A 12,057-nucleotide genomic window follows, 5' to 3' on the forward strand; every position below is an offset into this window, starting at 1 on the left:
CACTGATCGTCTAGCATTACTGGGCGAATAGGGGAGGCGCAGACCGATATGACCGAGAAGCTCGAGCCGTATTTTAACGACGTGCAGGCGCATTACGACCTGTCCGACGACTTCTTCCGGCAGTTCCTCGATCCGACGCAGACCTACAGCTGCGCCTACTTCGAACGCGACGACATGACGCTGGAAGAGGCGCAGATCGCCAAGGTCGATCTTGCCCTGGGCAAACTGGGCCTGCAGCCCGGCATGACGCTGCTCGACATCGGCTGCGGCTGGGGCGCCACCATGCGACGTGCGGTCGAGCGCTACGACGTCAACGTCATCGGCCTGACTCTGTCCAACAACCAGGCCGCCCACGTGCAGAAGCTGTTCGACCAGATGGATACTCCGCGCAGCAGGCGGATACTGCGGGAGGGCTGGGAGCAGTTCGATGAACCCGTCGACCGGATCGTGTCGATCGGGGCGTTCGAACACTTCGGCCACGAACGCTACGACGGCTTCTTCAAGATGGCCTACGCCGCCCTGCCCGACGACGGGGTGATGTTGCTGCACACGATCACCGGCTTGACCGGGCCGCAAATGGTCGAGCGCGGCCTGCCGTTGACCTTTGAGCTGGCCCGTTTCACGAAGTTCATCCTCACCGAGATCTTCCCGGGTGGCCGGCTGCCGTCGATCGAGAAGGTGCAGGACCACTCATCGGAGGCGGGCTTCACGCTGACTCGCCGGCAGTCACTGCAGCCGCACTACGTCAGGACGCTCGATCACTGGGCCGCGGCGCTGGAGGCAAACAAAGACAACGCCATCGAAATCCAATCCGAAGAGGTCTACGAGCGTTACATGCACTACCTCACCGGCTGCGCGAAGAGATTTCGGAGCGGCTACATCGACGTCAACCAGTTCACACTGACAAAGTAATTTTCGGCAACGTCAATCAGCGCGTGTGCCAAACAGGGCCGTTCGAGGCCAGGTATTGTGCTTTCACCGATCGTGACTTGTGCGGACATCGCTGCACGCGGAGCTGCGTGCGGCGCTCACCAGGAAGGGCGACGAGAACAGATGCCTGACAAGCCGACTACTCCGACGAAGACCCGCCCCGAAGACATCCAGGCCCATTACGACCTGTCCGACGACTTCTTCGGCCTGTTCCAGGACGCGACCAGGACCTACAGCTGCGCCTATTTCGAACGCGACGACATGACGCTCGAAGAAGCCCAGATCGCCAAGGTCGACCTGAACCTGGACAAGCTGGACCTCAGGCCGGGCATGACGCTGCTGGACATCGGCTGCGGCTGGGGCACCACGATGAAGCGTGCCATCGAGCGCTACGACGTCAACGTCATCGGCCTGACCCTGTCGAAAAACCAGCAGGCCCGCACCCAGCAGGTGCTAGACGGCCTCGACACCAACCGCTCACGCCAGGTGCTGCTGCGCGGCTGGGAGGACTTCAGCGACCCCGTGGACCGGATCGTGTCCATCGAAGCGTTCGAGCACTTCGGCCACGAGAACTACGACCATTACTTCAAGAACTGCTTCAACATCATGCCCGACGATGGGCGGATGACCGTGCAGAGCAGCGTGAGCTTTCACCCGTATGACATGCATGCCCGCGGCATGAAGATCACCTTCGAAACCGCGCGGTTCATCAAGTTCATCGTCACCGAGATCTTCCCGGGCGGTCGGCTGCCGTCCACCGACATGATGGTGGAGCGCGGCGAGAAGGCCGGTTTCATTGTCCCCGAACCGCTTTCGCTGCGTGACCATTACGTCAGGACGCTGCGGATCTGGGGCGACGCGTTGGAGGCCAACCACGACAAGGCCGTCGAATTCACCTCCGAAGAGGTCTACCAGCGTTACATGAAGTACTTGCGCGGCTGCGAGCATTACTTCGATTACGGGCTGCTCGACGTCAGCCTGGTCACCTACCTCAAGCCGGCGGCCGCCTAACTGTCGGATCGGGGTCGCCTCGTTCGTCGAAGAGGTAGAGAGTGGAACACCGGGTTCCGCTCACGACCGGAGGTGACCACAATGCAGTACTTCGCCCTGTTGATCAGCCAGGAACGCGACCTCACACCCGACGAGGGTGCCGCGGTGATGACGGCCTACCAAAACTTCCACGCCAGGGCCGGTTCGGCCATCCGGGCGGGTGACGCGTTGTTGCCGGCGGCCGGCGCGGTGCGCATCACCGGCGGCCCGGACGCACCGATCGTCACCGACGGCCCGTTCGCCGAGTCGGCGGAAGTCGCCGGTGGGTATTACGTCTTCGAAGCCGACAACCTCGACGATGCGCTGGCGCTGGCCCGCGACATTCCCGCCGCCACGCATGGCGCAGTGGAAGTCTGGCCGATGGCCGCCCCAGGGGCGCAGAGCGAACCGCTGGAGGGCACCAACTGGATCGCCCTGCTGCTGGAGCCGCCAGACCGGCCAGTGCCGCCCGGCACCCCGGAGTGGGAGGCGATGGTGGCCCTGCACCAGACGTTCTTCGCCGGGGCAGGCCAACACATCAAGGCCGGCGCGGGCCTGCACCCGCCGTCCACGGCGACCACGGTGAAGGTGCGCGACGGTGAGGTGATCATCACCGACGGGCCCTACGTCGAAGGCGCCGAGGTTGCCAACGGTTTCTATGTGCTGTCCGCCACCGACCGCGACGAAGCCGTCAAGCTCGCGTCGCAGATACCGGCGTCCGTGGTGGAGTTGCGACAGTTGGCCGGAGTGTCAGGGCTGTAAGCCCGCAATGGCCGACCTGGACGGCGTCTTCCGTCGGGAATGGGGCCCGGCCGTCGCCACGCTCGCGCGGTGGTCCGGCGACCTGTCCGTTGCCGAGGACGCCGTCCAGGAAGCCTTCGCCGAGGGGCTGCGGGTGTGGCGGCGCGACGGCCTGCCGGACAATCCCGCTGCGTGGCTGCTGACCGTGGCACGCAACCGCGCCCGGGACCGGTTGCGCCGCGAATCAATCCGTCCCGGAAAGGAATTGGCCGCCGTGATCGACGACGTCCGGGCACGCACCGATCACACCGAGCCGTACCCGGTCCGCGACGACGAACTGCGGATGATGTTCACCTGCGCGCATCCGGCACTCGACCGGACCTCCCAGCTGGCACTCACGCTGCGGCTGGTGTCCGGACTTACCGTCGCCGAGATCGCCCGGGCGGTGTTGCAGACCGAGACCGCGATCGGTCAGCGAATCACCCGGGCCAAGAACAAGATTCGGCACGCCCGGATTCCGCTGCGGGTACCGCCGGCCGAGCTGCTGCCCGAGCGCACCCCACACGTGCTGGCCTGCATCTACTCGGTCTTCACCGAGGGGTACTGGTCGACAGCGGGTCCGTCGGCGATCCGGGACGAACTGTGCGACGAGGGTGTCCGACTGGCCGGCGAGCTATGCACGCTGATGCCCGACGAGCGTGAGGCGCAGGCGTTGGCCGCCCTGGTGCTGCTACACGATTCGCGGCGAGCGGCCCGGATCGACGCGGCCGGGGCGCTGGTGCCGCTGGAGGAACAGGACCGCCATCGCTGGGACCGCGGCCGCATCGCCCGCGGCCTGGACCGACTGCGGCTGGCCGCCGGCTCGACCGGCCCATATCTGCCGCAGGCGGTGATCGCGGCACTGCACGCGACTGCGCCATCGTGGGAACAGACCGACTGGGCGGCGATCTGCGCGGCATATGACCGGTTGCTGGTGATCGCCGACTCCCCCGTGGTGCGGGCGAATCGGGCGCTGGCGGTGGGCTTTCGCGACGGCCCCGGCGCCGGCCTGGCCGCGCTGCAGGAGGCGGGCGACGATCCGCGGGTAGCGCGTCTGGTGCCGGCCATCCGCGCGGATCTGCTACGCCGCGACGGCCGACCCGCTGAAGCGTTGAGCTGGTATCGAAAGGCGTTGGCCGCCAGCGGCTCCGAACCGGCCCGGGTATTCCTGCAGCGCAGGATAGCTGAATGTATTTGACCGCGAAGGTGCAACTACCGACGTGTTTCCCGACGAGAACAACCGTCGCCAGTTGCACTCTCGCGAGCTTAAGATTCCGCGGTGAAGTTGCGGGTGATTGACGGGTCGACCGGAATGCCCGGTCCGGTCGTCGTCGAGACGGTGACCTTCCTCAGGTAGCGGCCCTTTGACGCCGACGGCTTGAGCCGCAGCACCTCGTCGATCGCGGCGCCGTAGTTCTCCGCCAGGCTCTTCTCGTCAAACGACGCCTTGCCGATCACGAAGTGCAGGTTGGCCTGCTTGTCGATCCGGAAGTTGATCTTGCCGCCTTTGATGTCGGCGATGGCCTTGGTGACGTCGGGTGTGACGGTGCCGGTCTTGGGGTTGGGCATCAGGCCGCGCGGCCCCAGGATCCGGGCGATACGCCCGACCTTGGCCATCTGGTCCGGAGTGGCGATCGCGGCGTCGAAGTCCAAGAACCCGCCCTGGATTTTCTCGATCAGGTCGTCGCTGCCGACCACGTCGGCGCCGGCGGCGGTCGCCTGCTCGGCTTTCTCCCCCACCGCGAACACCGCCACCCGGGCGGTTTTACCGGTGCCGTTAGGCAGGTTGACCGTGCCGCGGACCATCTGGTCGGCCTTGCGTGGGTCTACACCGAGCCGGATCGCCACCTCGACAGTTGCGTCCTGCTTGGTCGACGACGTCTCTTTGGCCAGCTTGGCCGCCTGCAGTGGGGTGTAGAGGCTGGTGCGGTTCACCTTTTCGGCGGCGGCGCGATATACCTTGCTGTTCTTGCTCATCGGCTATCCAATCTCGTGGTTGGTTGTGGTTGCGAAACGGACCGAAGCTGGTCCTCCCACCGGTCAAGAGCTACTCGACCGTGATGCCCATCGACCGGGCGGTGCCGGCGATGATCTTCGCGCCGGCCTCGATGTCGTTGGCGTTGAGGTCGGCCTTCTTTGTCTCGGCGATCTCGCGGAGCTGGTTCCAGGTCACCTTGGCGACCTTGTCCTTGTGCGGCTCGGCCGAGCCCTTGCCCACGCCGGCCGCCTTCAGCAGCAGCCTGGCGGCGGGCGGCGTCTTGAGGGTGAACGTGAAGCTGCGGTCCTCGTAGACGGTGATCTCCACCGGGATGACGTTGCCGCGCTGGTTCTCCGTAGCGGCGTTGTATGCCTTGCAGAACTCCATGATGTTGACGCCGTGCTGGCCCAGCGCAGGGCCGACCGGCGGCGCGGGGTTGGCCTGCCCGGCCTCGATCTGCAGCTTGATCAGCCCGGCGACCTTCTTCTTCTTCGGGGCCATGAAATGGTGGTCCTTTCGTGCGTTAGATCTTGGAGACCTGGTTAAAGGTCAGTTCCACAGGTGTTTCGCGGCCGAAGATGGACACCAGCACCTTGAGCTTTTGTTGTTCGACGTTGACCTCGTTGATCGATGCCGGCAGCGTGGCGAACGGCCCGTCCATCACGGTGACCGATTCGCCGACCTCGTAGTCGACTTCCACCCGCGGGCGTTCCAGCCCGCCCTCGGCGGCGGTGGTGGCAGCGGCGGCTGCCCCCTTGGCGGGCTTCTTCGCGGCCCCCTGCGGCAGCAGGAACTTCACCACGTCGTTGAGCGACAGCGGCGACGGACGCGATGTCGCGCCGACGAACCCGGTCACCCCCGGGGTGTTGCGCACCGCCGACCAGGAGTCGTCGGTCAGGTCCATCCGCACCAGGATGTAGCCGGGCAACACCTTGCGATTGACCTGCTTGCGTTGGCCGTTCTTGATTTCGGTGACCTCTTCGGTGGGCACCTCCACCTGGAAGATGTAGTCGCCGACGTCGAGATTCTGCACGCGGGTCTCAAGGTTGGCTTTGACCTTGTTCTCGTATCCGGCGTAGGAGTGGATCACATACCAGTCGCCCGGTTTGGTGCGCAGTTCCACTTTCAGCGCGGCGGCCGGGTCGAGCTCTTCGGGGGCAGCGGCTGACTCTTCGGCAGCCACCGCCTCCGGGCCGGCCTCTGCGCCGGCCTCTTCCGGGTCGACCGCTTCACCCACGGGCATATCGCCGTCGGAGGTAGTCACGGTTGTTTGTCCTCTCTATACCGTCTGCTCAGCCGAACACCAGCAACACCAGCTTGGCCAGGCCCAGGTCGGACAGGCCAATCAACGCCACCATGAACACCAGGAACGCCAGCACCACCGACGTGTAGGTGATCATCTGCTTGCGGTTCGGCCAGATCACCTTGCGCAACTCGGCAACGACCTGCTTGAGGTAGTTGTAGAGGTAGACGATCGGGTTGGGGCCGGGTGACTTCTTGGCCTGCTTGGCCTTCTTGGCCCTTTTGACCTTGACATCCGCGGCGCCTTCGGCGGCCGTCGAGCCGGTGTCGTCGTCGGTGTCCACGCGCTGGCGTGACCGCTTGCCGGTCGGGCGTTGCGGTCGGGTCACCACCGCCGTGCGGCCGCCGCGCTGCTCCTCGGTGTCGTTGCCGTCGGCAGCGTCGCGCTCGTCGCTCACCGCATGCTCCTTAAGTTCGCTCGTCTCGGGTGCTTTCCAGTGTCCACCATTGCAGGTATCGATGTCAGCAGGGGCGACAGGACTTGAACCTGCAACCTGCGGTTTTGGAGACCGCTGCTCTGCCAGTTGAGCTACGCCCCTTCGCCGGTCGGCAGACCAACCTGCGGGGTCTTACATGACGCACGCGCTCTCCGCTCGTTCGACCCGCGGAAAGCGCGCTAGTGCTGGGAAAACCCCGAGGTCGAGTGTACATCGACGTCGGTCTCGGTTACCAATCAACCGGTTCTGACGACCTGCCCGGACTCCATGTCCCACTTGAGCTGGACCGAGTTGTCGCCCTCGTGACCCATTACCGTGGTGTAGGCCTCCAACACCACCTCTCCCGCGTCGTTGGTGCAGGTGTTCCTGGTGACCACGATGACGGCGCCGAACCGCTCGTCGACGGAGTGGACCTCCATCTGGGCGTGCAGCACCTCGCCGGCAACGATCGGCTTTTGGAATATCAACCGCTGGTCAACCTGGACGATCTGCATCGTCTCGTAGCCGGTATCGACCTTGCGCATGAAATCGGCCCGGACCAGCTGCGCCAGGATAGTCACGAACGTCAGAGGCGCGACGAGGCGGTCATATCCGAGTTCGGCGGCCGCGTCCTCGTACAGACAGGCCGGGTCGTCGGCCTTGATCGCCTTGGTGAATTCCCGGATCTTCTCCCGGCTTACTTCGTAGGTGTCCGGGTAGGTCCAGACCAGCCCGAGGATGTCGGTTTTGAGCGGCATGGTTACGCCAGCGTCGCCGACGCGATCGCCCGGCCGAAGATCTTCTTGCCGCCGGTGGTGGCGGTCAGCGCGATCGTCACCGACTTGGTGTCGGGATCGACCGACTTGACCCGGCCGGTGAAGGTGATCTCGGCGCCCTTGCCGTCGTTGGGCACCGGTACCACCGCGGTGAACCGCACGTTGTACTCGGTCACCGCCCCGGGGTCGCCTATCCACGACGTGACGTAGCCGCCGCCGAGGCCCATGGTCAGCATGCCGTGGGCGATCGCGGTGTCCAGGCCGACGAGCTTAGCCATCTCGTCGTCCCAGTGGATCGGGTTGAGATCACCGGAGACGCCCGCATAGTTGACCAGATCCTGTCGGGTCAATGGATAGACCTTCTCGGGAAGCTGGTCACCCACCTGCACCGAACTGAACTCACGCAGTGGCATCGCTGAAACCCTTTTCTCCCTCTTCGCCCGCACGACCCGCCAGGGTCGTGTAGGTCTCCTGTACTACGTCACCGGCTTCGTTGGTGATGGTTTGTTTGGTCATGATGATGTCGGTTCCGTGTGCGCGGCGTACCGATTCGATAAACACATCGCAGTACAGGCGATCACCTACCCTGATCGGCGCCAGGAACTTCAAGGTCTGGTCGACCTGCACGATCTGCGCGTCGTCTGTCGCGATGTTGACTTGATCGAAGAACGTCGTCACAGCCTTGTAGCCGAACACCGAGATGAACGTCAGCGGTGCCGGTAGCCCGTCGTAGCCGACTTCGGCGGCGGCCTTCTCCTCGCAGAAGAAGGCATCGGCGTTTTGGACCGCGACCGCGTATTCGCGGACCTTTTCCCGCTCGACGACGTAATAGTCGGGGTAGCGGTAATGCATCCCGATGATGTCTTTGCCCAACGACACGTCTGGAGAACCTAGCGTGTCTCGCGGTGCGGCTGATGCTTGCCGCAGTTGGGGCAGAATTTCTTCAGCTCCATCCGATCGGGGTCGTTGCGGCGATTCTTCTTGGTGATGTAGTTGCGGTGCTTGCACACGTCGCAGGCCAAAGTGATCTTCGGCCGTACATCGGTACTGGAGGCCACGTCAGCTTCTCTTTCCGGAGTCGTTGTTGATTTGTAGCGATGGCCGGACTCGAACCGGCGACCTAACGATTATGAGTCGTTCGCTCTAACCGACTGAGCTACATCGCCTCAGGGCCACACTGCCTTCGTTCAGGGCCGCCAGCCTGCCCGGCGTCCGCCGAGCCCCCTAACGGAATCGAACCGTTGACCTTTTCCTTACCATGGAAACGCTCTGCCGGCTGAGCTAAGGGGGCACTCACCCCGAGCGACCAGTCGGGCCGTGCCGGGGGCCTAAAAGAGGGTACAGCCTGGCCCGCAGGGCCACCAAACCGCACGGGTCATAGGCTGGAACGGTGCCTGACTCGGATCGGTTGTACTTTCGCCAACTGCTCGCCGGCCGCGACTTCGCCGCCGGCGACATGTTCGCGGTGCAGATGCGCAACTTCGCCTACCTGATCGGCGACCGGCAGACCGGCGACGCCGTGGTGGTCGACCCGGCCTACGCGGCCGGCGATCTGCTCGACGCGGCCGAAGCCGACGGCATGCACCTGTCCGGGGTGCTGGTCACCCACCACCACCCCGATCACGTCGGCGGCTCGATGATGGGGTTCCAGCTGAAGGGGCTGTCCGAGCTGCTGGAGCGCGTCAGCGTGCCAGTGCACGTGAATTCGCATGAGGCACTTTGGGTTTCGCGGGTGACCGGGATTCCCATGGGCGACCTCACCGCGCACGAGCACGGCGACGTGGTCAGCGTCGGCGCAATCGACATCGAGCTGTTGCACACCCCCGGCCACACGCCGGGCAGCCAGTGCTTTCTGCTCGACGACCGACTGGTCGCCGGTGACACGCTGTTTTTGGAAGGTTGTGGGCGCACCGACTTCCCCGGCGGCGACTCCGACGAGATGTACCGCAGCCTGCAACAGCTCGCCCGGCTTTCCGGTGACCCGACGGTGTTTCCCGGGCACTGGTATTCGGTCGAGCCGAGTGCATCGCTGTCGGAGGTCAAGGGGTCCAACTACGTTTACCGGGCCGCCGATCTCGATCAGTGGCGAATGCTGATGGGCGGGTGATCTGCTGGTAGGAGCACGCCAGCGAATTTTCGGCTCCGTCACTGTGATATAAGCATCCAATGGCATGGCTTCAAGACCGATGGTACGAGTTGACCGATACGGGCTCGGGAACCTGGCTGGCGTGGGCGGCGTGGGCTGCGCTCGCGTTGGGAGTGGTCGCCCTGATCTACACCCACCGGCAGATCCAGCGCGGCCGTCGGCTGGCGGCCGAGCAGGCTCGCCCGCACGTGGCCATGTTCATGGAGCCGAACGCTTCCGACTGGCATCTGATCGAGCTCGTGGTGCACAACTTCGGCAAGACCGCGGCGCACAACATCCGGTTCTCGTTTCCGCACCCGCCCACCGTGCCCGAATACGAGGACGTCCACGACGGCTACGCGAGCGTCGCCGAGCTGAAACTCCCGAGCGAATTGGCGACGCTGGCGCCCGGCCAGGAGTGGCGCATGGTGTGGGACTCGGCGCTGGACCGCGTCGAGCTCGGCGAGAACATCGCGTCGCGCTTCGCCGGCACCGTGACCTACTACGACCGCCCCGACGACCGGCCCGGCTGGAAGTTTTGGCAGCAGCGGCGGCGTCCGCTGGCGACCGAGGTGGTGCTGGACTGGGATTCGCTACCGCCGGTTCAGCGGATCGAGTTGTTGACGACGCACGATCTGGCCAGGCGGGAAAAGCAGAAGCTGCAGCTGTTGCGTGGCGTGCTGAGCTACTTTCACTACGCCAGCAAGGAAACTCGCGCCGACGTGTTGCGCACTGAGATCGAACGCATCAACCGCGTGGTGGCCGAGGTCCAGGAGCGGTGGCGCACCCACCAGCTCGACGAGCCTACCGATGTCAGCCTGCGGTGGGGCGACGCGGTGAATGAGCTGGGTAAGCATCGGGTCGAGCGGGTCTGATTCAATCGACTCCCATGAGCGGCCCGGTCACCTATCGCTACGACGAACCCATCGCGATCATCACGATGGACGACGGCAAGGTCAACGCGCTCGGCCCGGCCATGCAACAGGCATTGCAGGATGCGCTCGACAGCGCCGACCGCGACGACGTCGGGGCGGTGGTGATCACCGGAAACCAGCGGGTGTTCAGCGGCGGGTTCGACCTGAAAATCCTGACCTCCGGCGAGGTGCAGCCCGCGATCGACATGCTCAAAGGCGGTTTCGAGCTCACCCACCGGCTGTTGTCCTATCCCAAGCCGGTGGTGATGGCCTGCACCGGTCACGCGATCGCGATGGGCGCGTTCCTGCTGTCCACCGGTGACCACCGGGTGGGTGCTCCCGCCCACAACATCCAGGCCAACGAGGTCGCGATCGGAATGACGCTCCCGTATGCGGCTTTGGAGATCATGAAGCTGCGGCTGACACCGTCGGCCTACCAGCAGGCCGCCGGGCTGGCCAAGACGTTCTTCGGCGAAACCGCCGTCGCCGCCGGCTGGCTCGACGAGATCGTGCTGCCCGAGGCGGTGCACGAGCGTGCCGAGGAGGCCGCGCGGGAATTCGCCACCTTGCGTCAGCATGCCCATGCCGCGACCAAGCTACGCACCCGCGCCGAGGCGCTCGCCGGTATCCGCGCCGGGATCGACGGCATGGCAGCCGAATTCGGGCTCTAACGTCATCGCCCACCTCGTCGAAACTTAACCCATTGCGAACCGCATCGGCGTGTCGTCGCAACCGTTTAAGTGTCGCGAACTGGTCAACGCGATGCTAGCTAGTGTCCCTGGTAGCGGCGGAACCGTTTGAGGTATTTCGGGAAGTCCCACGTCAACAGGAACTCCCGTGCAGCCACATAACCTCTGTCGTACTGCTGCTCAAGGCGCTCTCGCGAGATACCGAAGTCGAGGGCGCTCACCTCGGTCGAGACCACCCGGATGGCGCGAGCGCTGACCCAGGGCTCGTTGAGGTGGGTCTGATCGTGACCGATCAGCATGGTGGTGATCAGATGTTCCAGCAGCGACGGCGGTCCGAGGAGGCGCCGCAGCGGTTTCAGGACAGGGATCGCGCTCTCAACGCCCTCGAATAGCTTGGGGATCACCGTGATTCCGAACGTGGGCCAGCGCGGGCGTTTGGCGTCGGGCCGGTCCAGCGAGTCGATCGGAAAAGTCGACAGCAGGCCGCCGTCGACCAGGGTGGACGCCAGCCCGGTGGCGCTGGTCAAGGTGACCGGGCGATAGAAAAACGGGATGGCCATCGACGCCCGGACCGCGTCGGCGACCGATTGCTCGTCGGGATCCAGACCGTAAACCCGCCGATAATCCCACGGTAATCGCACGAGTTGCCCGGTGGTCAGGTCGGCGACGGTGACCACGGCCCGGTAGCGCCGCTCCGGCAGCAGGTGGTCGTCATCGACGGCCAGATCACCGAATGTGGTCACGCCCAGGTTCTTCAACTCGCCGCGGATCCAGTCGTGCGCGAAGTCGCCGCGGTAGAGGCCGGTGTCGCGAACCAGTCCCCAGGCCGGACCGAGAAATGGGATTGGCGCTGCATCGCGCCATTGGCGCAGCGGCACCGACAATCCGAGTTCCCTGACTTCCGCACTGGTCAGCTGGTCACCCTTGGACGCGGCCGCGATGATCGCGGCCACCACCGAGCCGCCCGAGACGCCGGATGCTCGCTGGAACGAATATCCGGCATCCATCAGCGCCACAACGGCGCCCACCAGCCCGATGAACTTGACGCCTCCCCCGGAGAGGATCAGGTCAGCGCAATCGGGTGGCTGGTTTACCGATCGATCGTCGGCCATAGGATC

At 64.8% G+C, this 12,057-nt stretch carries 16 protein-coding genes and 3 tRNA genes; 7 read left to right on the forward strand and 12 right to left on the reverse strand.

The window, feature by feature from the left end; all coding sequences use genetic code 11:
* Positions 1–48 precede the first annotated feature (48 nt).
* The 4 genes from ACRDTL_RS10275 to ACRDTL_RS10290 all read left to right on the forward strand — a co-directional run bounded on the left by ACRDTL_RS10275 (position 49) and on the right by ACRDTL_RS10290 (position 3,937).
* On the forward strand, positions 49–912 hold the full coding sequence (locus tag ACRDTL_RS10275; protein WP_431506600.1) for a cyclopropane mycolic acid synthase family methyltransferase: 864 nt from the start codon (positions 49–51) through the stop codon (positions 910–912).
* Between the two features lie 141 nt (positions 913–1,053).
* Entirely contained in the window at positions 1,054–1,941 is an 888-nt protein-coding gene (mmaA4, locus tag ACRDTL_RS10280; protein ID WP_431506601.1) for a hydroxymycolate synthase MmaA4, read from the forward strand.
* A gap of 81 nt (positions 1,942–2,022) precedes the next feature.
* Positions 2,023–2,721 carry a YciI family protein gene (locus tag ACRDTL_RS10285; RefSeq protein ID WP_431506602.1) on the forward strand — a complete coding sequence of 233 codons (699 nt, stop codon included), beginning with the start codon at positions 2,023–2,025 and terminating at the stop codon, positions 2,719–2,721.
* A gap of 7 nt (positions 2,722–2,728) precedes the next feature.
* Positions 2,729–3,937 carry an RNA polymerase sigma factor gene (locus tag ACRDTL_RS10290; protein WP_431506603.1) on the forward strand — a complete coding sequence of 403 codons (1,209 nt, stop codon included), beginning with the start codon at positions 2,729–2,731 and terminating at the stop codon, positions 3,935–3,937.
* A 68-nt stretch (positions 3,938–4,005) separates the two neighbouring features.
* Here the strand turns inward: ACRDTL_RS10290 and rplA are convergent, their stop codons facing one another.
* The 11 genes from rplA to ACRDTL_RS10345 form a co-directional block, all read right to left on the reverse strand.
* Positions 4,006–4,716: a 50S ribosomal protein L1 gene (gene rplA, locus ACRDTL_RS10295; RefSeq protein WP_431506604.1), complete on the reverse strand. Its 711-nt coding sequence runs from the start codon at positions 4,714–4,716 to the stop codon at positions 4,006–4,008.
* A 70-nt stretch (positions 4,717–4,786) separates the two neighbouring features.
* On the reverse strand, positions 4,787–5,218 hold the full coding sequence (rplK, locus tag ACRDTL_RS10300; RefSeq protein ID WP_431506605.1) for a 50S ribosomal protein L11: 432 nt from the start codon (positions 5,216–5,218) through the stop codon (positions 4,787–4,789).
* 22 nt (positions 5,219–5,240) lie between these two features.
* A complete protein-coding gene (nusG, locus tag ACRDTL_RS10305; RefSeq protein ID WP_431506606.1) occupies positions 5,241–5,981 on the reverse strand; it encodes a transcription termination/antitermination protein NusG in 741 nt (246 codons plus the stop codon).
* Positions 5,982–6,009: 28 nt separating this feature from the next.
* Positions 6,010–6,417 carry a preprotein translocase subunit SecE gene (gene secE / locus ACRDTL_RS10310; protein ID WP_431506607.1) on the reverse strand — a complete coding sequence of 136 codons (408 nt, stop codon included), beginning with the start codon at positions 6,415–6,417 and terminating at the stop codon, positions 6,010–6,012.
* A 68-nt stretch (positions 6,418–6,485) separates the two neighbouring features.
* Positions 6,486–6,558 (reverse strand) — tRNA-Trp (locus ACRDTL_RS10315).
* Positions 6,559–6,692: 134 nt separating this feature from the next.
* Positions 6,693–7,193, reverse strand: a complete 501-nt coding sequence (hadC, locus tag ACRDTL_RS10320; protein ID WP_431506608.1) for a (3R)-hydroxyacyl-ACP dehydratase subunit HadC — start codon at positions 7,191–7,193, stop codon at positions 6,693–6,695.
* A gap of 2 nt (positions 7,194–7,195) precedes the next feature.
* On the reverse strand, positions 7,196–7,624 hold the full coding sequence (gene hadB / locus ACRDTL_RS10325; RefSeq protein WP_431506609.1) for a (3R)-hydroxyacyl-ACP dehydratase subunit HadB: 429 nt from the start codon (positions 7,622–7,624) through the stop codon (positions 7,196–7,198).
* A complete protein-coding gene (gene hadA / locus ACRDTL_RS10330; RefSeq protein ID WP_431506657.1) occupies positions 7,611–8,063 on the reverse strand; it encodes a (3R)-hydroxyacyl-ACP dehydratase subunit HadA in 453 nt (150 codons plus the stop codon). Before hadA ends, hadB begins: the two co-directional genes overlap by 14 nt.
* Before the next feature lie 38 nt (positions 8,064–8,101).
* Entirely contained in the window at positions 8,102–8,269 is a 168-nt protein-coding gene (rpmG, locus tag ACRDTL_RS10335) for a 50S ribosomal protein L33 (RefSeq protein WP_431506610.1), read from the reverse strand.
* A 34-nt stretch (positions 8,270–8,303) separates the two neighbouring features.
* A tRNA-Met gene (locus ACRDTL_RS10340) sits at positions 8,304–8,377 on the reverse strand.
* Between the two features lie 52 nt (positions 8,378–8,429).
* Positions 8,430–8,502, reverse strand: a tRNA-Thr gene (locus ACRDTL_RS10345).
* A gap of 99 nt (positions 8,503–8,601) precedes the next feature.
* Here ACRDTL_RS10345 and ACRDTL_RS10350 point away from each other — a divergent pair.
* The 3 genes from ACRDTL_RS10350 to ACRDTL_RS10360 are packed head-to-tail and all read left to right on the forward strand — an operon-like array spanning position 8,602 to position 10,921.
* Positions 8,602–9,318, forward strand: a complete 717-nt coding sequence (locus ACRDTL_RS10350) for an MBL fold metallo-hydrolase (protein WP_431506611.1) — start codon at positions 8,602–8,604, stop codon at positions 9,316–9,318.
* Positions 9,319–9,377: 59 nt separating this feature from the next.
* The gene (locus tag ACRDTL_RS10355; RefSeq protein ID WP_431506612.1) at positions 9,378–10,211 is read left to right on the forward strand and encodes a hypothetical protein; all 834 of its coding nucleotides are present in this window, start codon (positions 9,378–9,380) and stop codon (positions 10,209–10,211) included.
* Positions 10,212–10,225: 14 nt separating this feature from the next.
* Positions 10,226–10,921, forward strand: coding sequence for a crotonase/enoyl-CoA hydratase family protein (locus ACRDTL_RS10360; RefSeq protein WP_431506613.1), 696 nt, complete (start codon positions 10,226–10,228; stop codon positions 10,919–10,921).
* Positions 10,922–11,019: 98 nt separating this feature from the next.
* Here the strand turns inward: ACRDTL_RS10360 and ACRDTL_RS10365 are convergent, their stop codons facing one another.
* Entirely contained in the window at positions 11,020–12,051 is a 1,032-nt protein-coding gene (locus tag ACRDTL_RS10365) for a patatin-like phospholipase family protein (protein ID WP_431506614.1), read from the reverse strand.
* Positions 12,052–12,057: the final 6 nt, after the last annotated feature.

This window comes from Mycobacterium sp. (assembly GCF_050700595.1).
Lineage (GTDB): Bacteria > Actinomycetota > Actinomycetes > Mycobacteriales > Mycobacteriaceae > Mycobacterium.